We start from the raw sequence: 20,974 nt of genomic DNA, 5'->3' as shown, positions 1-20,974 counted from the left end.
TATACTTACAGTAGCAGGCATCTCCGCTAAGAATGGAACCGGAGTACACTATGACTCAAACTTCTCCACCAGAAACAATGATGGATAGAGCAGATAACTCTAACAAGCAGAATAAAAGAGTTATTCCAATATCCTTAGTACCATGGGTTTTCATGGCCCCCGCACTAATGCTATTTGCTCTATATGTCTTATATCCGATTATAGAAAGCTTTACTCTCAGCCTATATAGCTGGGATGGCATGGGTGACAAAGTATGGGTAGGACTTGATAACTATATTGAGCTATTTGACTCTGAGGTTTTCTACCAAGCCCTTACTAACAATATGTTATGGCTTTTACTTTTCATGCTAGCCCCTCCTTTGGGCTTGGCAATTGCTTTGTTTCTTAACCAGGAAGTTAAAGGGATCAGGCTCGTAAAAGCACTGTTCTTTTTCCCGTTTGTCATTTCTCAGGTTATTATCGGACTCGTATTTACCTGGTTTTATGATCCTAGTTTAGGGTTATTAAATAGTATTCTTATATTCTTTGGTAGCGAGCCTATTGCATTGTTATCAAACGAAGAATACGTCACGTTTGGGATTATTGCAGCCGGATTATGGCCGCAAATTGCCTATTGCATGATCCTATATTTAACCGGCTTAAATAATCTAAACCCTGAACTCATTGAAGCAGCAAGACTTGATAATGCAAAAGGTTTCAAACTATTGAGACACATTATTTTGCCACAGCTTTCACCTGCGACCTTCATTGCTGTTGTTGTTACTGTTATTGGGGCCCTTCGCTCTTTCGACTTAGTGGCGACGATGACAGCAGGCGGACCATGGGGCAGCTCGACAGTACTAGCATACATGATGTATGAAGAGTCCATCTTTAACTATCGCATGGGGTATGGCGCGGCTGTGGCCGTTGTTTTATTCCTCATCATGGCGGCATATATCGCCTTTTTCTTAACACGCATGTTAAGGAGTGAAAAGTAATGTTCCCGCAACCAATAAACAAGTCTTCACGTTTTGTAAATATTACTTATCGTGCGGCATTACCCTTTACGATTATACTCTGGCTAATGCCCTTAATCGCCGTATTGATGACATCAGTTCGTTCTATTGAAGATATAAACCAAGGTAACTACTGGGGGTGGCCATCCAGCTTTAATCTGATGGATAACTATCTAATGGTTTTCCAAAGTACTGATATGGGCCAATACCTACTTAGTTCGTTAATTATTACTTTGCCTGCAGTTATGGGGGCTGTTGCATTATCGACACTGGCTGGTTTTGCACTCGCTAAATATCAGTTCAAAGCTAACATTTGGCTATTGGCTACTTTCATTGCAGGTAATTTTGTTCCGTTCCAGATACTAATGATCCCAGTTAGGGATTTGACCATAAGTGCAGGTTTGTACGATACCCACCTTGGTTTGATTATGTTCCACATCGCATTTCAAACTGGTTTTTGTACGCTATTCATGCGCAACTTCATCGTTGGTTTACCAAATGAGCTAATAGAAGCGGCACGAGTGGAAGGTGTCAGTGAATTTAAAATATTCTGGCATATCATTTTACCCTTAGTACGTCCTGCGCTCGCTGCACTCTCTGTACTCGTTTTCACCTTTATTTGGAACGATTACTTTTGGGCACTTGTGCTCGTTCAAAGTGATGAGGTTCGCCCAGTTACTGCTGGCCTCAGTGCTCTGCGAGGCCAATGGCTAGCATCTTGGAACCTCATCTCTGCTGGCGCTGTTGTTGCAGCACTTCCCCCTGTTGCACTGTTCTTCGCAATGCAAAAGCACTTTATTGCTGGGCTTACCCTCGGCGCAACCAAAGGATAAATACCTGATTCGTTGATTGAGTGAAGTGTAATAACTACCCTACCCGTAAGGACATATGATGAAAAAAATACAAAAACTCATCACCACTACTGCTTTAGCGGTGTCGATGGCATCTACCGCTTATGCTGCAGAGTTGGTTATAAATTCTGATCAGGCTGATCCAGCACCAAAAGCTGCTTTCGAGAACATCATTAAGCAGTTTGAACAAGAAAACCCGGATATTACGGTTAAATATAACCTGTATGACAAAGAGGGCTACAAAACAACTATCCGTAACTGGCTGGTTACTTCCCCGCCGGATGTCGTGTTTTGGTATGCCGGTAACCGCATGAAAGCATTTGTTGATCGCGGCCTGCTAGAAGATGTCAGTAATCTCTGGGCCGAGAATAATATGTATCAGGATTTTGCGAGCGCAACACCTGCAATGACTATTGATGACAAGCAGTGGGGAGTACCATTTACTTATTATCAATGGGGTATCTACTACCGTAAGGATATTTTCGATAAATTTGGCATTGCAGAGCCCAAGACCTGGGATCAATTCCTGGCCGCTTCCGAAAAGCTAAAATCCAATAACGTTACACCAATCACTATTGGTACCAAGTACTTATGGACAGCAGCAGGCTGGTTCGACTACATAAACCTTCGGGTTAATGGCCTACAGTTCCATAATGATTTAATGGCCGGGAAAATTGCCTATACCGACGAACGGGTTAAGAACACATTCAAAACGTGGAAACAGCTGATCGATAATGGTTATTTCCTTGAAAATCACGCAGGTTACTCCTGGCAGGAAGCCCAGCCTTTCCTGTATAGAGGAGAGGCCGCGATGTATCTAATCGGCAATTTTATTGTTCCTAATTTCCCAGAGGAGATGAGTGACAAGATGGCCTTTATGCAGTTCCCGACGATCAATCCTGATGTGGGTATGGCTGAAGATGCTCCGATGGATACTATCCATATCCCTAGCAAGGCAAAAAATAAAGACGAAGCCCGCAAATTCCTTGCCTTCATGGCAAGACCAGAGAACCAGACGGCGATCAACAAGGCACTGCTTCAGATCCCTACCAATAACAAGGCACAAGTTCATGACAATCAGTACCTGAATAAGGGGATTGCAATGCTCAATAAGGCCGACGGTACCGCACAGTTCTATGACCGTGATACCAATCCGGCCATGGCTAAGGAAGGAATGAAGGCCTTCCAGGAGTTCATGGTTCACCCCGATCGCTTAGATAAAATCCTAAAACGCCTAGAGAGAGTTCGCGCGAGAACCTTCAAAAATTAAGGTGCAATCACTCGATTGTTAGCTTGGCCAAACAGGTTGCCACTAATGTGGCAACCTTGATTAGGACCTCAATGCGTTTCGATCACGGTAAATCTTGAATTGTTGGCAATGGCTAACGTATTCTTATGTCTTACATGATCATAAATGAAACGTCATCTTTGAGGTCCTAACTCAAACCATCTCATTGATAGCTTTTTATTAAGGTTATATCGCTTTACAGCGCTAATAACATTAATAATATAAGTTTGTTTCCATTTCTCATGAAGCTCAAAGCACTGTTTCTTTGAGCTTTTTTTTTGCCCTTCCATTAAAGCCTTAAGTGAAATCGTTTTCACTTCAATCTTATAAATAAATATGTTCAAAAGGCAAATTATTACCACATAAATGATAATATTGTGACCAATCACTTAGAATTAGGATCTTAATTAATAAACCGAACAAAAAAACAACAGAAAGAATGTAAACGCTTCCATGGCAATGTTAGGATCCTGAATGAGTTAGGACCCATACATAAAAAATCATAATATGGAGACGTTTCATGAAACTGAAAAAAGTAGCATCTTCCCTTTCCTTAGCACTTCTTGTAATGCCTTTAACTTCACAAGCAGAGTCTGCAGTATCAAATGACCTGTTTAATTTTACTGGTTACATGCGTACAGGTGGTGGTTTGAATGCCAGTGGACAGAATGTTAACAAGCTAGACGAACATCACCTGGGGCGTTTCGGCAACGAGTTTGACACCTATATTGCCGCTGCATTTACTAAAGACCTCGATTTTGATAACGGCCTTTGGGCATACTATCACCTCGAATTTAACCGCTGGGATGGCGACATGCATAAAAGTGGGGCGTCTGATCAAAATAGTAGTGATGGTTACGGTGATTCGGGTGACTGGGAAAATGACCGCAACTATTTAAAGATGGGCGGTTTTGATTTCATGCCCGAAGGCTCCAACATCTGGGTGGGTAGTCGCAAGCAAGAAGCTGACTTCCATATTTTAGACTATAAGTGGCGTCGTCTGATGGGAACAGGTATCGGCTATGAGTCCAAAAACTTTGATATCCAGTTCTTACAAAATGACTCTGGTGCCGAAACGACTTGGAATTGGCATGGTGATGTCGCAAGCCATGCACTTGCTGCCAGGGTCCGACAAGGAAAACTGGAAGCCGAACTTATGTACATTGATGTCGCTGACTTCAATGACGTCGATCTTGAGGCTCAAGGTGTTGCGGAATCATCGGTTCAGTTGACAGTGAACTACGGTTTTGACTCCTACTACGGTCTGGCCGATGGCTATTCGAAGATAGTAGCCCAATATGGTAAAGGCGTAACTGAAGACCACTTGGGCTGGAACGAATCGTTAAGCGCTAATGAAGATGATACCGCTTATAAAATTGCACTCGATGGTCTATTTAGCCCAAGCCAAGGCCTTGATATAAACCCTGTATTCTTATATGAATCATTTGAGGCCGATGCTTGGGACAATACTGAAACCCACTTAACTGTCGCGGTACGTCTACACAAAACAATTAGCCAAGGCTTTGCCTGGGTCGCAGAAGGTGCTGTATCAGACTTTAACAATGAAGGCGGTGATGATGCAGCTGACGGTATTAAATACAAGCTGGCAGTGGGACCATCATTCCAAATGGACGCAGGATACTGGGCTCGCCCTGTTAGCCGCATTACACTGACATACTTAGGTGTAGACGACGAATTAACCGGCGGTCAAGGTATCAATGATGACGGTGACGACTCTGAGTTCCGCCTAGGCTACGAGTTCGAAATCTGGTTCTAAGTTTTTTATTTAAATAAATAACAGAATCGTAAAGTAGATATTATTAATTACAGAACGGTTTAATAATAGGGAAATGGCTCTTTTTGTGACCCTTTAGTCGCAGCTAGACTAGCTCACAAGAGAGCCATATTTGTCTAACTACACTACCAACTCAACACAGCAACGATTCCATTCAACTTCCCCGCAGACTGATGGTTAATAGTAGTACTGTCATCGGCATATCCCTTCGTCAATCCACTGGGTGGCAACACCTTTGCCACCCTTTTAATGTGTAGCTAGAAGTAAACTGACCTAGCTTCAGATTTTTTTAAGATGAACAATCAACGCCGATTCCGGATCTAGAATCGGTAATGTCAATCCAATTTCTTTTAGGTTGTCACCACTTAGAGTCAGCGTTTTATCCAACCACTGAGGACGTTGTTTCATTAACTGAAAACTCGTTTGCGGCATTTCCACCAACTTGACCTGGTAGCGGGACTCGGTATCAACACAGCTGATACGAAGCGGTGATGGCAACGCATGATCAGGCATGGCAAGTTGACATACCGTAATCAACATTTCGTCTTCACTGTGCACACCATAAATGCGTTGATTCAAATCAGCAGGATCGATACGGAATGAACGGCCGGAGTGAAGCAGAGAACGATATTGTTTGTGTAACTCAATGTAGTGAGCAAACGCTTGTTTTTCTTCTTTTGATTCTTTTACCGGGTCGAGCTCTACCCCCATATGCCCACCAAGCGCAGTAACACCACGCATATTAATGTGATGGCGTCGATTGGTTGAGTGGCACTCTGCCGGGCCAATATGGGCACCCATGACTTCCGGTGGGAAAAAATAACTCATGCCACGCTGAATGGTTTGGCGCTCCAATGCATCGTTACAATCAGATGCCCAGAAGCGATGAGTGCGTTTAAGAATTTCAAAGTCAATCCGCCCACCACCTGAAGAGCATGATTCAATTTCAACTGCCGGATGAGCAGCCAATAGTTGGTCAAACAGTTTATAGAGCGCTTGAGTTTGGCCATGAACAGCAGGCTTACCATTGTGACCAGGTTGTACCAGCTCACGGTTCATATCCCACTTTAAGTAACTGATCTTGTAGCACACCAGTAAGTCATTTAAGCGTTCAAACAAATATTGGAAACAGTCAGGGTTTTGCAAATCCAGTACATATTGCCAACGGCCTGATGGCTGGTGATAACCTTGTAAACTAAGCACCCATTCTGGATGGTTCCGGTAAAGGTCAGAATCTTGGCTCACCATTTCAGGTTCAACCCAAAGACCAAACTCCATCCCCTTCTCATTGACATGAGCGATCACAGGTTCTAGCCCATCAGGGTATTTCTCTTCATCCAAATACCAATCACCTAACGCTGCACGTTCTCCATTACGGCCAATGAACCAGCCATCATCAATAATAAAACGCTCAACGCCCATTTCAGCCGCTTCGGTTGCCATCTGCATGATGTATTCTGGCTTGTGGTCAAAATAGATCCCTTCCCAGGTATTAAGGTGAACTGGGCGCGGCTTGCTCACCGGGAAACTGAGAATGTTCTCACGAACAAAATGATGAAAACGATCAGAAATACCATTCAAACCCTGTGCACTATAACAGCCGTAAATCCATGGCGTTTGATAAGAATCCCCTTGCTCCAAACGTTTTTCACCAGCCAGTAACAACTCGCCAGCTTGGACAAAACGTCTACCATCACTTCTTACGTCTGCACGTAATTGATGATTACCACTCCACCCCAGGTGGAAGCCCCAAACATGCCCCTGTTGCTCACTAAAACTGTTGGTACCTACAAACAATCCCGGAAAGTTTTCATGAGAAGTACGGCCACGACGGTTTTCCTGCATGAACCCGCCATGCTCAAACCGTTGACGCTGCGTTTGGAATTCTCGACACCAACGACCATGGAATGTCATCAACTCATTGGCATGATTAGGTAGGGGAAGCGTAGAGGAGAGTTTCTCTAGGTTATAAACCCCCTCACCTCTATTTATGATTGTTAAACGCTTTTGAACAACATCTGTCTCAAAATCTAGTTTCAACTCTATGTCGAGTTCCAAACCAGCAATATCGTCAGCTAATTTAAAGGAAACTTGATTGTCAAATACGTGATGAGTCTTAACCTCAAAGACAGGAGCCCAATCCTTGCCATCTCTATGCCCTTCAATACCTGGGGCATTGAAGTGTCCACTGCCCAATTCTGGACATAATGACAATGGAACATCGACATCCAAACGTGCTTGTGAAATAGGACGCTCTGTAGACAACAGAAGATCGTCATCTAACTGAGTGATCTGAGCTCCCCAGTGAAGGATCTCTGGCACACGGTCAACTTTAATGATCAAACTGTGGTTTTTACTTTTGAGATGGATAAATTGATTCATAGTGATCTCTCAATGTTTGCGTAAACAGGTAATGGCTTAATTGTGTTTAAGAACAGCAAACAAACGAGAAAGAAGCCGTATTTATGTGATCGATGACTACTTATTATGAGACCTATGTGAGGTAGATCGATTTGTTTTCGAGAACAAATATTAATGTTATCACTACATTTTCTGACCCACTTCCCAGAAAAAAATTTGGAATAGATCTACAATCACGCCAATCGAAAACATGATGTAATCATTTATGACTGTCACCTTTAAAGATGTCGCAAAACTTGCAGGTGTTTCTACCCAAACCGTATCAAGAGTCACTAACGGTGCGGACAATGTTGCAGAAAGCACTCGTAAAAAAGTGAACAATGCCATAAAGCAACTGGGCTATATTCCTAACAAAGGTGCTCAGATGCTCAGCCGAGCAAAGTCCAAAATTATAGGTATCGTATCACTCGATATCTCATTGCACGGCGTAGCATTGATTATCAACGGCATACGCTCCCAAGCACACGATATGGGCTATGCAACCGCCCTGTCTGTTGTCGAAAGCAATCACTTAGATAATGTCCGTGAAGCGATTCGAGAACTGATTTCACAACAAGCCGATTCAATCATTCTGAATGTTCCCCTTGACAGTCAAACCGCGGAATCGCTTGTTGAGCAATATCAGCATTTGCATTTAATGTTTATCGATGTGCCTGATACTGCCAAAGTACATTATGTTTGCGGTGCCCATGCAGATGGCGCTAAATTGGCCGCTCAACATCTAATAGGTTTAGGGAGAAAGAAATTTGTATTGGTCACTGGGCCAAACGAGTCCACCGCCTCACAAATCCGTTACCTTAATTGGGTCAATTCGCTCGAAGTGAGTGATGCGAGCATTCTTGGTCAATTTGAAGGAAATTGGGAAGCAAGCAGTGGGTACATGGCTATTCGAGATTTTGTCGCACGCCAAGTACTGTTCGATGCGGTCTTGGTAGCAAGCGATCAAATGGCGCTTGGCGTACTTTGTGCGCTCAATGAGTTAAACATTTATGTGCCCGATCAAGTTTCTGTAATGGGATTTGATGGAATAAGAGACAGTGCCTTCTTTACTCCTCCCCTTTCTACGGTAGAACAAGACTTTGTCGAAATCGGTAAACAGGCAGTAAAGCTATCTCTGGAAAATAAAGATCAATCAATCAACAAAATGCAGAAAACAGTACCTGTTCGCTTATTAGCACGACAAAGCACCGCTACCAAGAAAGAAATCGACTACCAAAAACAGGCCATTCTAGCCCGACTAGACGAAATTCGAGATCTTTTACCCGATTAATACAGATAATCTTCATGTGATGGGCAAGATTGATACCATCGCCGAGTTTGGGATGATAAGAGGACGGATTATACCGGCAGACTAAGTAAGTTAACCTGAGCAGCGTATAAACGTTGAACTAATTATTAAGGCAACAACTAAGCTGATACAGGCAGGGGCAGGTGATCAGGTTCATCTGAGATGCCCGATCCGAATCAACGAAATATGTATGCGCAAGGAAACCACTATGAAAGCAACCATTATCGCTCTAGCTTTTTCTAGTTCTCTATTAGCTATTCCAGCGCAAGCTCAATCTGCACTTGGCCATGTTAGTGCAGAAAGTATTAAAAGCACACTTAGTCGTAGTCAAATAGAGCAATCTTTAGAGCAATGGAAACAGAACCAATTCGCTCTCCTGGAAAAAAAGGCAGATGCCATCTCTCACAAAGCGCCTATTGAAGCCCGTAGAGAGTTAGCGAAAAAACGGATTGAACGGGAGTACAATCAAATGACCAAGGTGCTTGGTTTATACGATGATTGACAGGTAGCAAGGTAATCGTCTGGGATTATTAATGCCCAAGTTATTATGCGATATAAAGTTCGGGCGATAGCCTCACATCGATTTTTGTCAACAGGCTTTTATCTGCCTAGGGTACACTGAACGGACTCGAGCCCTAGGCATCGCGATGCGAAAATAGTAGGCGCGCTGGTTTCTTTGAGTAAGTACATCTGTCCCACCGATTTATCCTGGTGCGACATGTTCGAAGTGCAGAAGCAAAAAAAGCCGTTGATAATCAACGGCTTTTTTTGTTTTTAATTTGGCGGAGAGATAGGGATTTGAACCCTAGATACGCTACAAACGTATGCCGGTTTTCAAGACCGGTGCTTTCAACCACTCAGCCATCTCTCCGTTGTGCGGCGAATAATACGGAGCTACGTTAAGGTTGTAAAGCAGATTCTTTCAATTCCAGCCTGTATGGTTAAACCTTGAACAACAACACATTATTTTATAATTACGCCCTCAATTGGAGGGCGTTTTTTGAGGATTTAGCTTAATCTCGCTTCATGGCAAGTACCGCCATTGCTACACAGAGAACTTTCTCATTTCTTGGTTAAGGTCATCCACCTGCGCTTTGATATCCTGGGATGTCTTGTTTGCACTGTCACAGTTATTAGAAACATCACCTGCCGAGTCAGACAGTTGGTGGACTAAATCAGCTAAAGACTGAGATACGCCAGACTGCTGCTCGGTAGCAACCGTCATATCACTGACTTTCTTGGCAACATCATCCATATAGTGAATCGTATCTTGTAGCATGGTATTGGCCTTAGCCGTGTGCTCGGTTCCCGCTTTAACCAGTGACTGACTATTACTGATCACCGTGACGACTTGTTCGGTCGAGCTTTGAATGGCATCAACAATCGCATTGATTTCAGTAGTAGACTCCGTCGTACGCTGGGCCAACAGGCGAACTTCATCGGCCACAACAGCAAACCCCCGGCCTTGCTCACCCGCCCTAGCTGCTTCAATGGCGGCATTGAGTGCCAACAAGTTAGTTTGTTCAGCAACGCTTTCAATAACCTCTGTCACCCGCTCGATTCGGTCACTCTCATCGCTTAGGTGCTGTACCATCTCACTGGCTTGGCCAATCAGTACATTCAACTCATCAACCGTTTGCTGATTTTGTTCCAGCGCTTTTTCACCGTTGGTCAACAAAGATGATGAGTGCTGCAAATCGTCTGAAGCCGCTTGGGTATTCTGTGCCGTTTCACTGGCTGTGACCGACATTTCTTCGATCGCCGTTGCCATCGAGCTAATTTTCTCTGCTTGCTTGGTGGCTTCATTGGCAGTGTTACTGTTGTTGGCCAACAACCGATTCATGCTTGAATCAACGTCTTTGGCCTTATCTGTAACGCCAGTAACCAGTGCTGATAGCGATGCTGTCATTCGGTTCACAGCATCAACCAGGGTGGCAATTTCATCATCCCCATTATTTGTCAGTGCTTGCCCTGAAAAATTACCGTGGGAGATTTCTTCAGCCCGCTGGGCAACAAGAGTCAGCCTTGAGCCGATACTCCGGCCAAGCCAGGTTGCAACCAGCAGCGAACACACACTGGCAATAACGGCAATAACAACCAAGGTGGTAATAACCCGCGAAACACTCTCATTAATGGCGACACCACCTTGCTGTGCCTTGTCCTGCTGAGCTACGACAATCCCATCAAGAATACGGGTAAATTGTGCTGCCGCTGGCCCTGTTTGCTGCGCCATTATGTAATTGGCTTTGTTCCATTCCGGTGATTGGCGCAGGGAAATAACCTGTTCAGCAAGCGGAAGATACATCTTCTGCATCTCCTCAAAGATCTGCCACAGGCTCAAGTGGCTTTCGCTGAGCAAAGCAAGATGACTATTCACCTCAGCAACAGATTTATCATGTCGCTGCATGAAGCCTTTATATTTATCTAGGTGATCTTGGTTACCATCAAACAGATAATCACGCAGTACACCGAGTGCGTTAGAGAGCGAGGTATAACTGTCTGCATAGAGCTTCATGAGCCTTTTTCTTTCGCCACCAAACGAGTTGTTTTCTTCCTCATTGATCAAGCCTTGCAGCTGATCAAGAGCCACTTCCGCAATAGGGGCAGCCTCGTTTAGCATCAGTGCGTGAGCAGGCAGGTTTTCCTGCGTGTGGCTGATATCGACGATAGCTTGCTCACTCTCCATCAACGTAAGCCAACCTTGGCTTACCTTGTTGAATTGCACTTCGGTTAAATGGCGCTTAATTTCTGCCAATTGGCTGTCAACATGCGCAAATGTGTCGGTGAGTTGTTGCTTCAGAGCTTGTGCAGATCCTTCATCCCCGCCTTGCAGCATATAGGCCCGTAATACTAAAAGTGACGACTGTGCGGACTGCTGGAGAGAGCGGCTGGCATCCACTGTAGGGAGATCGTCATTCAGAAGTGAGTGCGAATTCTCTTCGACCTGCTTGATTTGTTGATAGAGGATAACCGCAGCACAAAGAAACAGGGCGGTGATCAACAAAAAGCTTATCCTTAGCTTTCTGGCGATAGAGAATTTCATAGGTAGTACATCCGTTTTCAACCAATAAAAGGTTAATATAATGTTAATTCAGTTAATAATAAATAATCCATGTGGATTAATCATCCAAAGATAGTGATTAATCACGAAAAGGTATAGATAGCCAAATAAAGTGAAACAGTTATGATGAAAGGGTATTGATTAACTCAATAATAAAAGGAATAAAGATCACCCTTTCAATTAATCAGAATGACTAATTGGGCCAACTATCAGTTTGAACTGGCAGAATTACAAACCTCGATAACCGACGAAATTATCGGATCATCAATTTTGCTGGCTCTAAAGGCCAAACCGATAGACTTGCTGAGATCGAGCTTATCAATCTGCCGTAAAGCTATACCATCCGCCTCGCAGATCTCACGCCAGTCAGGTAACAAAGCAGCCCCGACTCCGGCACTCACCAGAGGCCAGGCGTATTCAATTGTCCGAATATTGGCCCGTAGCTGAAAGTGCACACCAGCCACAGCCATTGCCAGCTTCACTCTTTCCAGCACATCACATGGGCTACGGTTTATGAAAGGCAGGCCATCCAAGTCTTCAATCTTGAACACCGGTTTAGCCGCCATGGGCCAAGACTCAGGTATAGCAAGCCGATAGTCATCCTGCCAAATCGGTACAAAGTTTTCGTTTTTCGTCGCCGATTGCTGCAAAATAATTCTGGCATCACAAGGCTCATCCGGATCCACTAAGGTGAGCTCCAGGTTATCAATTCTCTCTGTCAGCTCTGTCAGCAAATAGCTCATCCGCTGGGCCCCGAGAGAGCGCATCAGCCCCAACCTGAGAGGAACTGGCGTAGGACCATCACCGAACAGGTTCAAAATGTTTTTTTCGCTCGCACTCATTTCTCGTGCCAACGGATAGAGCTTGTCGGCTGCTGGCGTGGGCAGCACACCGCGGGCATGCCTAACAAACAGGCTGGTATCAAGCGTGTGTTCCAACTGCTTGATCGCGGCCGTGATTGACGGTTGGGAGACAAAACACTTGCGGGCGGCCCCACTCACACTGCCCTGTTCGTACACTGCCTGAAAATACTTTAAAGCGCGCAATTCCATTGCTAATTCCCTAGCTCACTAGCCTCGTTAACCCAAAAAAGAACCACCAAAACCCTTTTGCATTAACAATTACACAACAATCCTACGCCGCTTTAGCTATACGGGCAACATTCAAAACTCTTCTGAGCTATAGGGATTTTCTATATCCAGCATAAAAATTTCATATTTCTCATAATCACCTACATCTCCTAAGGTAATAACCATCAAAGGACGGACCGACATAGGACAAGCACATGAGCACACAAAATACGGCTGAGCAGATTGCTGTAACCACACCTTCGGAAATAAAAAAACACCTCGTTGTCACTCCTGATAATGTCCTCGCGGCGATGGAGCGCTATGGCTATGACGAGTCAACATCAGCCATCATCCAGCAAGAGAACCTCCTACCAGCAGGGCTTCTCAGCAGGCTACATGCCTCTTACCCCCAGCATTCCGGTTTGCTGGAAACCCGTCCTATGTTATTTGTCGACAAAGAGCACTACACCGGACTATCCGGCTTCCGTGAAGTCGTCAGCATCCTCCACAAAAATGGGATCAACCTGGGGGATATCGAAGAAAGAGAGCTCTTTGTCGAGGTTTACCGTTTCCTCGCCACCCGTCATACCCTCAACAGTATTAACTGGGATAACTATGCTACTGATTCAGTCTTTCAGCTAGTCTTCCCGCAGCCGGGTATGATTAACCAGCAAACAACCCAAGCCTACCTGCAAGCAGAAAGTAAAGAGAAACGCACTCAGGTTGCGCTGGATTATATGGAAAAAACCAATCCACATGACGGTAACCAGCAGCTCAACAAACCTTGGTTTGAAAACGATCAGGGGGAAATAGAATTCCTTGACGGCAGCCAGCACAAATACCCGCAATGCCAGCTGATCTTCGATAAAACCACCCAAAACTGCTTCTCGTTCTGTACCTATTGCTTCCGTCATGCACAAGTGCGTGGTGATGAAGACATGTTTATCCAAAAAGACATCCAGCAAATTCACCAATACCTGAGACAACATACAGAAGTAACCGATCTGTTGATCACTGGTGGTGACGGTGGCTATATGCCCGTTAACCGCCTCAAGCAGTACGTCATGCCGCTCATTGAAGATCCTTCGTTGCTCCATGTTAAAAATGTTCGCCTTGCCACCCGCTCACTCACCTTCCACCCGGAGATGATCCTGAGCCATAAATACGATGCGATGCTCGAGCTGTTTGACACCCTGCGTGATAACGGTATTCAGCTAGCCTGGATGGCACACTTTTCAACCCCGCGGGAGCTGCTGAACCCAACGACGATTGCCGCCATTCGCCGCTTGCAAAATCATGGCGTTAATATCCGTAGCCAGAGCCCGATGATGAACCATATCAGCCTGTTTGCTGATGAGAACGGTGAAATTGATATTGATCGCTCGGCGCAAAACTGGATCGATCTTGCCAACATCCTGGGCATGATGTCTGTTGGGTTCCACTCGATGTATTGTGCCCGCCCGACGGGTGAACACCATTACTACACTGCGCCTCTGGCCGAGGTTGAAAAAATATTCAACCTGATCTATCGCTCGCTATCGTCGATAAACCGTCCTTCGCGCCATATCTCAATGACGATCTCGGCAGGCAAACTGGCCATTCTCGGCACGTCCATCATCAATGGCGAGAAATGCTTTGCGCTGAAGTTTACCGAAGCCCGCAATATGAAATGGATGGACCGCGTCTTCCATGCCAAGTATGACGAACAAGAAAACAAGGTCGACTTCCTGACCCCGCTCGATACCGATAAGTTCTTCTTCGAAGACGAGCTACAAAATATCGAATTTGAACTCGCCAATGCCCTTCGCCAGCGACTCGCTTGATGCACTGGTTGAGGCAATAAACGTATTTTGCTTTCAAAATAGCCACTGCTTAGCAGTGGCTATTGGAAGCTAACCACGAATAATCAAACAAGGCGTTGTTCATATGATAAATAAACATATCGCTTCCCCTGCCCAAGCCGTCGCTGACATTTTTGATGGCGCAACTGTGATGATTGGCGGGTTCGGAGAAGCAGGAAGCCCGATAGAGCTGATCCATGCACTTATCGATCACGGTGCCCGCAACCTCACCGTCGTCAACAACAATACCGGCAGTGGCCATGTCGGCCTGGCAGCATTAATCGAAAACGGCCAGGTCGGTAAGATGATCTGCTCTTTCCCCCGCACCGCCAACTCCACCGTCTTCCCAGATCTGTATCGCGCAGGAGAGATTGAACTAGAGTTGGTTCCCCAAGGTACGCTTGCCGAGCGGATCAGAGCCGGAGGCGCTGGGATCCCTGCCTTCTATACCGCCACCTCGGTTGGCACACCGCTCGCCGACGGCAAAGAACATCGAGTATTCGATAATCGTGAATATGTTCTTGAAACAGGCCTTACCGCAGACTTTGCCCTGATCAAATGCCAGCAAGCCGATCGCTATGGCAACTTGGTCTATAACAAAACCGCCCGTAATTTTGCCCCTATCATGGCGATGGCGGCTAAGACAACGATTGTTCAGACAGGCTCGCAGGTCGAGGCTGGCGATATTGATCCTGAAGCGATCATCACCCCCGGGATCTTTGTAGATCGTATTATAACGGTTTCCGATCCTGCCCATGAATCCAGACTTGTTGCCGAGGGGAGATGCTACCCATGAATACCACACCACAAACTATAGGCTGGTCCCGTGATCAGATGGCGCAGCGGGCGGCACTTGATATTCCAGATGGGGCCTACGTCAACTTGGGTATTGGTATCCCAGAAAAAGTCGCCCGCTTCGTTCCCGAGGGACGCGAAGTGATCTACCACACTGAAAACGGCTTGCTGGGAATGGGCGTTGCACCCGAGCAAGGCAATGAAGACTGCGAGCTGATCAATGCAGGTAAAAAGCCAGTCACTGCCATACCCGGCGCGGCGTATTTCCACCATGCCGACAGCTTTGCCATGATCCGGGGCCAACACATTGATATTTGTGTGCTGGGCGCGATGCAAGTCGCACGGCAAGGTGATTTGGCAAACTGGTCGACAGGAGCAGCAGATGCGATCCCGGCAGTTGGTGGAGCAATGGATCTGGTTGCGGGCGTCAAAACTATCTTTGTTATCACCCAGCACACTACCAAAAACGGCGAGCCAAAATTGGTGGATCACTGTAGCTACCCGCTCACAGGCCAGAAAGTTGTCAGCCGAATCTATACCGATCTCGCCGTCATTGCTGTCACGTCGCAGGGCTTTGAAGTACTGGAGCTGGCACCGGGCGTTGATTTTGACTACGTCCAGCAGCGCACTGGCTGTGAGCTTCTGCTTAGCGACCATCTAAGCAAGCAACTCAATGGCTCTGCTGCTACCCAAACAAATGCAGCTAAACAGGCAGAGGGACTTCCTCCTGCAACATGTACCCTCAAGTAAGCCGGAATTGAACCATGGAACAACAAAAACAAATACCATCGTCAACGCGCAGTGCAGCCCTTTATCACCGGGCACTCAACGTCATGCCCGGCGGTTGCAGCCGCAATACAGTGTTACGCCAGCCTCATCCCCTTTATGCCGAGAGCGGTCAGGGCTGCTTTGTCACCGACATTGAAGGGGTTCAACGGGTCGACTTTGCCAACAATATGGCAGCCTTGATCCACGGCCATGCTCACCCACACATAGTGACAGCCGTCACCGAACAACTACAAAAAGGCACCGCATTTACCCTGGCTACCGAAACCGAAATCCAGTATGCCGAACATCTTTGCAGCCGGAATAAAGGCTTCGAAATGATCCGCTTCGTTAACTCTGGAACAGAAGCGGTAATGAGCAGCCTCAAAGCAGCAAGAGCGTTTACCGGGCGCGCCAAAATCGCCAAAGTCGAAGGTGCTTATCATGGCCTTTATGATTACGCCGAAGTCAGCCAAACCGCCAGTCCGACAAACTGGGGAGAAGAAGATAATCCGGCCAGTGTCCCCGTTGCCCACGGCACCCCCGCTTCGGCCTTAAACGATGTGGTCGTGATCCCGTTCAACGATCCCGAAAAGGCCATTGCTATTTTGGATCAACACGCCGACGAACTAGCTTGTGTACTGGTTGATCTGTTACCCCATCGCGTGGGCCTGATCCCGGCATCAGAAGAGTTTGTGAAGGCACTTAGAGACTGGACCAAGAAAAACGGCGCTCTACTGGTATTCGATGAAGTGATCACCTTTCGTGGTAACTACGGCGGCACCCAGGAAAACTACGCGGTCCAGCCGGATTTAACCGCAATGGGCAAGATGATTGGTGGTGGCTTTCCGGTTGGTGCGCTAGCTGGACGCAAAGAGGTCATGGAGGTGATGAACCCGCTGGCTGATAAGCTGCTCTTCCCGCATTCGGGGACATTCTCTGCCAACCCTATCACTATGATTGCAGGCCTGACAGCGATGCAGCTATTTGATGAGGAAGCAGTTTCTAACTTAAATACGCTCAGCGATAAACTGCGCCAGCAGATTGCCGAAGCCATTGCGATTGCCGATGTTCCGGCTTGCGTCACGGGCAATGGCTCGATGTTTCGGATCCACATGAAACCGCAGCCCCCGACCAACTACCGATCCGCCTATGCCGATCCAGAAGAAATTAGGATCCGCACCGCTTTGCTCGATCACCTGTTCAATCACGGATTCATGATGATCAATACCTGCTCGGGTACCTTGTCTACGGCCATGACCGAGAAAGAGATCAACATATTCAGCGAAGTGCTGCTAGACGGTTTCCGCCAGATCAAGCCTCTGTTTAACACTGCAAAGTATTAAGGGATTAAAACTATGAGTGATGTCTATATCTGTGATGCGATACGTACAGCAATCGGCCGGTATGGCGGTACGCTGTCTTCAGTTAGGGCCGATGACCTGGCTGCGTTGCCAATCAAGGCATTAATGGCTCGCAATGCGCAGGTCGATTGGCAGGCAACTGACGATTTGTTGCTAGGGTGTGCCAACCAATCTGGTGAAGACAACCGCAACGTTGCCAGGATGGCTGGGTTGCTGGCCGGATTGCCACAGCAAGTACCGGGCTGTACCGTCAATCGCTTGTGCGGTTCTGGCCTTAATGCAGTCGGTGATGCTGCCCGTTCAATCCGATCTGGCGAAGCTGATTTAGTCATCGCCGGAGGCATTGAAAGCATGTCGCGCGCGCCGTTTGTCATAGCCAAGGCCACCAATGCTTTTTCCCGTTCGACGGAGCTATTTGATACCACCATGGGCTGGCGTTTTATTAACCCCGAACTCGATAAGCAATATGGTACCGATGCGATGCCCCAAACGGCTGAAAACCTGGCATCGCAATATGGGATCAGCCGTGATGCCCAAGATCGGTTTGCATTGATGAGCCAGCAAAAGGCCGCTGCTGCGCAAGAAGACGGAAGGCTGGGTGAAGAAATTATCCCCGTCACTATTCCGAGCCGAAAAGGCCCACCGATGATCGTCGACAGGGATGAGCACCTGCGCTCCACCAGCCTCGAAAAGCTTGCCCAGCTGAACCCTCTTTTTAATGACGGCACGGTAACGGCTGGCAATGCTTCTGGGATCAATGATGGCGCTGCGGCTCTTCTCCTGGCATCGGAAACGGGGCTAAAAAAACATAATTTAGTACCTAAAGCCAAAGTGCTAGGTATGGCCGTCGCTGGCGTCCCTCCCCGGATCATGGGGTTAGGCCCGGTGCCCGCAACAAGAAAGCTGCTTGACCGACTCGGTATGACACTCAATGATTTCGATATATTAGAATTTAACGAAGCCTTTGCCGCGCAGGCTCTCACCTGTACCAGGGAGCTAGGGCTGGCAGACGATGATCCGAGAATTAATCCTCAAGGCGGGGCTATCGCATTAGGCCACCCGCTAGGTATGAGTGGTGCCCGGCTGGCAACAACCGCCATGTATCAGCTACAACGTACTAACGGCAAGCTGGCACTGTGCACCATGTGTGTTGGAGTCGGCCAGGGTATTGCCATGGTGATTGAACGCATTTAGGTAACGCTCTTTCCTTCAAATCCCTGGCCTAGAAGCTTTGCATCAACCGCTCGAGGGCAGAATAATATTAAATTGGCTGCCTTTGCCAGGCTCGCTGGAAAAGTTTATGTCGCCCCCGTGTGCCCGGGCAACCGCAAGAGCAAAGCTCAGCCCTACTCCACAGCCGTCATTTTGGCGGCTTTGGTCACCTCGGAAAAAGCGCTTGAAGATATGGCCCTGATCCGCCTCTGGAATACCAAAACCAGTATCGATGACTGAAAGGGTGATGTCTTTTTTCGAACTCGCTAAGTCGACCCGCACCTTTCCCTTTGGCGGGGTATATTTAATAGCATTATCCAGCAAGTTAGCCAACATACGCTGCAGGCTCTGGATATTTCCCCAAACAGGTTCAGCAGGAGCCAGGTTAAATGACAGATCGATATCTTTCTCTTCTGCCACTGGCTGAAACAGCTCGCAGGCATCACTGGTCAGCTGCGCTATATCGATCTCACTTTTTGTCAGCTGGGCGGCACCGGCTTCTAGCTCGGCCAAATCAAGGGTTGCATTGATCATTTGCAGCAACCGATCGCACTCTTCGATAGTATTTTCAGCCGCGATGCGGTGCTCATCAGCCGTTCTGCTTTTGGTCAGCGACTGCTCTGAAATCACCCGAATACGGGCCAAGGGGCTACGCAAGTCATGGGCTACATTATCAGTCAGCTCTCGCATTTCTGAAATCAGCACGTTAATGCGATCCAGCATGGCATTGAAGGTATCTGCAAGTTGCTGGACTTCATCCCCCCGAGCTGCCACCGACACTCGCTGACCAAGATCGCCCAGCTCTATCTCACGGGCTGTCCGGCTGATTTGCTCAATTCCCTTCACCCCCTGCCTGGCCATGAACCAACCAACAAGGGAGGTAAGAGGAATAACAATGATAAACAACGCCAGCAGCACCGCTAGCATGATTTCCATAATATCCTCTTTTTCTTCCAATGATTCGCCAATCTGGAGAAGGAGGTTTGGGGCTATCAGGCCATATACAATTCGCGCATCATATTCCTGATCAGGTCTTATTACGGTCTCTAGTTCAAGTTCGCCGTTTATAGCCATTTGTTGAAGGCGTTGAGGATTATTATCCAGTACCTGCCAGGCGCTGAGATCAGTTGAAAGGATCGGCTTTCCGGCGGGATTAAACAGCTGAATAAAGATATCCTCTTCATCACCGGGTTTGACTTCACTGGCCACTTCTCGCTCGACCCCCGTCATCCCTTCGGCCTCGAAAAGCTGTTTGAATTCATAGATATCTTCTTGCAAATCCTCGTCGACCCGGTTGTCGAGAATGCTATTGAAAGACAGGTAAATCACTAAAAAAGCAGAGGCCCAGAAAAATGTAAATGCCAATGCATACCAAAGGGTCAGGCGAAATGTCAGCGTGCGAGGAAATTTAAGCATCTTGTATTTTAAGAACATAACCGAAACCTCTAACTGTGTGGATCAGAGGTTTATCAAAGCCCTTGTCCACTTTTTCCCTGAGCTTACTGATACGGGCTTCGACCACATTGGTATGAGGATCAAAATTATAGTCCCAAACGCGTTCCATGATCATTGTTTTTGAAACTAGGTGCCCAGCATTTCGCATTAAGTACTCTAACAGTGCGAACTCTTTCGGTTGCAGGTTAATTTTTTTCCCTGCCCTGACCGCGGTACGCGCCAACAGGTCAATCGTCAATTGTTCGACCGATAATGTAGTCGGCTCCAGGCCATTATGTGCTCTGCGGATTAAGGCTTGAACCCGCGCCAGCAGTTCGCTGAAAGAGAAAGGCTTGGTCAGATAATCATCCCCTCCTTTCTGCAATCCCCTAACACGATCATCAATCGTTCGCTTAGCACTTAGGATAATAATTGGCAGGGGGATCCTATCTCTACGTAAGCATTCAATCACCGAAAGGCCATCAAGTCCGGGCAGCATAATATCAATAATACCAGCGTCATATTGCCCACTTCTGGCCATACTCAAGCCACTCTCACCGTTACTACTATGATCAACCACATAGCCGGCTTCTTTCATGCCATTACAGACAAAGTCGGCAATTGTCAGGTCATCTTCTATCAGTAAAATTTTCATCATCCACTGGCCTCGCGACTTCCCATTTCAATATTGATGCAAACGGGCTTCCACTCGAAAAGGCGCTACCAGAAAAGGAGGCAACTCTCTTAGCTAATACTAGTCATAGTTCATATTAATAGTAGTCTTCTGAGCAAGG

General features: G+C 46.8%; 16 protein-coding genes and 1 tRNA gene. 11 read left to right on the top strand and 6 right to left on the bottom strand.

Going from position 1 to position 20,974, the window contains the following annotated elements; translation table 11 throughout:
* The first annotated feature begins 80 nt into the window (after positions 1-80).
* The 4 genes from AC51G0_RS25655 to AC51G0_RS25640 all read left to right on the top strand — a co-directional run bounded on the left by AC51G0_RS25655 (position 81) and on the right by AC51G0_RS25640 (position 4,911).
* Entirely contained in the window at positions 81-977 is an 897-nt protein-coding gene (locus AC51G0_RS25655; RefSeq protein WP_496304201.1) for a carbohydrate ABC transporter permease, read from the top strand.
* Positions 977-1,828, top strand: coding sequence for a carbohydrate ABC transporter permease (locus AC51G0_RS25650; protein ID WP_496302400.1), 852 nt, complete (start codon positions 977-979; stop codon positions 1,826-1,828). The genes AC51G0_RS25655 and AC51G0_RS25650 overlap by 1 nt, the downstream gene beginning before the upstream one ends.
* 58 nt (positions 1,829-1,886) lie before the next feature.
* The gene (locus AC51G0_RS25645) at positions 1,887-3,116 is read left to right on the top strand and encodes an ABC transporter substrate-binding protein (RefSeq protein ID WP_496304200.1); all 1,230 of its coding nucleotides are present in this window, start codon (positions 1,887-1,889) and stop codon (positions 3,114-3,116) included.
* 538 nt (positions 3,117-3,654) lie between these two features.
* Entirely contained in the window at positions 3,655-4,911 is a 1,257-nt protein-coding gene (locus tag AC51G0_RS25640) for a carbohydrate porin (RefSeq protein WP_496302399.1), read from the top strand.
* Between the two features lie 297 nt (positions 4,912-5,208).
* Here the strand turns inward: AC51G0_RS25640 and AC51G0_RS25635 are convergent, their stop codons facing one another.
* Positions 5,209-7,311, bottom strand: a complete 2,103-nt coding sequence (locus tag AC51G0_RS25635) for an alpha-galactosidase (RefSeq protein ID WP_496302398.1) — start codon at positions 7,309-7,311, stop codon at positions 5,209-5,211.
* 244 nt (positions 7,312-7,555) lie between these two features.
* Between AC51G0_RS25635 and AC51G0_RS25630 the strand changes: the two genes are divergently transcribed.
* Both AC51G0_RS25630 and AC51G0_RS25625 read left to right on the top strand, forming a co-directional pair.
* Positions 7,556-8,620: a LacI family DNA-binding transcriptional regulator gene (locus tag AC51G0_RS25630; RefSeq protein ID WP_496302397.1), complete on the top strand. Its 1,065-nt coding sequence runs from the start codon at positions 7,556-7,558 to the stop codon at positions 8,618-8,620.
* 226 nt (positions 8,621-8,846) lie between these two features.
* Entirely contained in the window at positions 8,847-9,140 is a 294-nt protein-coding gene (locus AC51G0_RS25625) for a hypothetical protein (protein ID WP_496302396.1), read from the top strand.
* A 278-nt stretch (positions 9,141-9,418) separates the two neighbouring features.
* Here AC51G0_RS25625 and AC51G0_RS25620 read toward each other — a convergent pair.
* The 3 genes from AC51G0_RS25620 to AC51G0_RS25610 form a co-directional block, all read right to left on the bottom strand.
* Positions 9,419-9,509: transfer RNA gene (locus tag AC51G0_RS25620), tRNA-Ser, on the bottom strand.
* 174 nt (positions 9,510-9,683) lie between these two features.
* Positions 9,684-11,681 carry a HAMP domain-containing methyl-accepting chemotaxis protein gene (locus AC51G0_RS25615; RefSeq protein WP_496302395.1) on the bottom strand — a complete coding sequence of 666 codons (1,998 nt, stop codon included), beginning with the start codon at positions 11,679-11,681 and terminating at the stop codon, positions 9,684-9,686.
* 227 nt (positions 11,682-11,908) lie between these two features.
* Positions 11,909-12,751 (bottom strand): LysR family transcriptional regulator, encoded by an 843-nt coding sequence (locus tag AC51G0_RS25610; protein WP_496302394.1) that lies wholly within the window; start codon positions 12,749-12,751, stop codon positions 11,909-11,911.
* Between the two features lie 233 nt (positions 12,752-12,984).
* Between AC51G0_RS25610 and AC51G0_RS25605 the strand changes: the two genes are divergently transcribed.
* The 5 genes from AC51G0_RS25605 (at position 12,985) to pcaF (ending at position 18,728) form a co-directional block, all read left to right on the top strand.
* Positions 12,985-14,592, top strand: a complete 1,608-nt coding sequence (locus AC51G0_RS25605; protein WP_496302393.1) for a hypothetical protein — start codon at positions 12,985-12,987, stop codon at positions 14,590-14,592.
* Positions 14,593-14,695: 103 nt separating this feature from the next.
* Positions 14,696-15,406 carry a 3-oxoacid CoA-transferase subunit A gene (locus tag AC51G0_RS25600; protein WP_496302392.1) on the top strand — a complete coding sequence of 237 codons (711 nt, stop codon included), beginning with the start codon at positions 14,696-14,698 and terminating at the stop codon, positions 15,404-15,406.
* Positions 15,403-16,155: a 3-oxoacid CoA-transferase subunit B gene (locus AC51G0_RS25595; protein ID WP_496302390.1), complete on the top strand. Its 753-nt coding sequence runs from the start codon at positions 15,403-15,405 to the stop codon at positions 16,153-16,155. The genes AC51G0_RS25600 and AC51G0_RS25595 overlap by 4 nt, the downstream gene beginning before the upstream one ends.
* A 14-nt stretch (positions 16,156-16,169) precedes the next feature.
* Complete coding sequence (locus tag AC51G0_RS25590) at positions 16,170-17,516, top strand: aspartate aminotransferase family protein (protein WP_496302389.1); 1,347 nt, start codon at positions 16,170-16,172, stop codon at positions 17,514-17,516.
* 12 nt (positions 17,517-17,528) lie between these two features.
* On the top strand, positions 17,529-18,728 hold the full coding sequence (gene pcaF, locus AC51G0_RS25585) for a 3-oxoadipyl-CoA thiolase (protein ID WP_496302388.1): 1,200 nt from the start codon (positions 17,529-17,531) through the stop codon (positions 18,726-18,728).
* Between the two features lie 42 nt (positions 18,729-18,770).
* On the opposite strand, the gene AC51G0_RS25580 is transcribed toward pcaF, so the two are convergent.
* Positions 18,771-20,180: a sensor histidine kinase gene (locus AC51G0_RS25580; RefSeq protein ID WP_496302387.1), complete on the bottom strand. Its 1,410-nt coding sequence runs from the start codon at positions 20,178-20,180 to the stop codon at positions 18,771-18,773.
* Entirely contained in the window at positions 20,155-20,838 is a 684-nt protein-coding gene (locus tag AC51G0_RS25575; RefSeq protein ID WP_496302386.1) for a winged helix-turn-helix domain-containing protein, read from the bottom strand. The genes AC51G0_RS25580 and AC51G0_RS25575 overlap by 26 nt, the downstream gene beginning before the upstream one ends.
* Positions 20,839-20,974 lie beyond the last annotated feature (136 nt).

The sequence above is a fragment of the Photobacterium sp. HL06 genome, assembly GCF_059552575.1.
The sequence above is the reverse complement of the archived record's forward strand: the minus strand, read 5'-3'. Positions and strand labels throughout refer to the sequence as shown.

Excerpts from the sequence above, each read along its gene's own strand:
- AC51G0_RS25655 (WP_496304201.1), top strand. The coding sequence starts at position 81 with ATGGATAGAGCAGATAACTCTAACAAGCAGAATAAAAGAGTTATTCCA.
- AC51G0_RS25650 (WP_496302400.1), top strand. The coding sequence starts at position 977 with ATGTTCCCGCAACCAATAAACAAGTCTTCACGTTTTGTAAATATTACT.
- AC51G0_RS25645 (WP_496304200.1), top strand. The coding sequence starts at position 1,887 with ATGAAAAAAATACAAAAACTCATCACCACTACTGCTTTAGCGGTGTCG.
- AC51G0_RS25640 (WP_496302399.1), top strand. The coding sequence starts at position 3,655 with ATGAAACTGAAAAAAGTAGCATCTTCCCTTTCCTTAGCACTTCTTGTA.
- AC51G0_RS25635 (WP_496302398.1), bottom strand. The coding sequence starts at position 7,311 with ATGAATCAATTTATCCATCTCAAAAGTAAAAACCACAGTTTGATCATT.
- AC51G0_RS25630 (WP_496302397.1), top strand. The coding sequence starts at position 7,556 with ATGACTGTCACCTTTAAAGATGTCGCAAAACTTGCAGGTGTTTCTACC.
- AC51G0_RS25625 (WP_496302396.1), top strand. The coding sequence starts at position 8,847 with ATGAAAGCAACCATTATCGCTCTAGCTTTTTCTAGTTCTCTATTAGCT.
- AC51G0_RS25615 (WP_496302395.1), bottom strand. The coding sequence starts at position 11,681 with ATGAAATTCTCTATCGCCAGAAAGCTAAGGATAAGCTTTTTGTTGATC.
- AC51G0_RS25610 (WP_496302394.1), bottom strand. The coding sequence starts at position 12,751 with ATGGAATTGCGCGCTTTAAAGTATTTTCAGGCAGTGTACGAACAGGGC.
- AC51G0_RS25605 (WP_496302393.1), top strand. The coding sequence starts at position 12,985 with ATGAGCACACAAAATACGGCTGAGCAGATTGCTGTAACCACACCTTCG.
- AC51G0_RS25600 (WP_496302392.1), top strand. The coding sequence starts at position 14,696 with ATGATAAATAAACATATCGCTTCCCCTGCCCAAGCCGTCGCTGACATT.
- AC51G0_RS25595 (WP_496302390.1), top strand. The coding sequence starts at position 15,403 with ATGAATACCACACCACAAACTATAGGCTGGTCCCGTGATCAGATGGCG.
- AC51G0_RS25590 (WP_496302389.1), top strand. The coding sequence starts at position 16,170 with ATGGAACAACAAAAACAAATACCATCGTCAACGCGCAGTGCAGCCCTT.
- pcaF (WP_496302388.1), top strand. The coding sequence starts at position 17,529 with ATGAGTGATGTCTATATCTGTGATGCGATACGTACAGCAATCGGCCGG.
- AC51G0_RS25580 (WP_496302387.1), bottom strand. The coding sequence starts at position 20,180 with ATGTTCTTAAAATACAAGATGCTTAAATTTCCTCGCACGCTGACATTT.
- AC51G0_RS25575 (WP_496302386.1), bottom strand. The coding sequence starts at position 20,838 with ATGATGAAAATTTTACTGATAGAAGATGACCTGACAATTGCCGACTTT.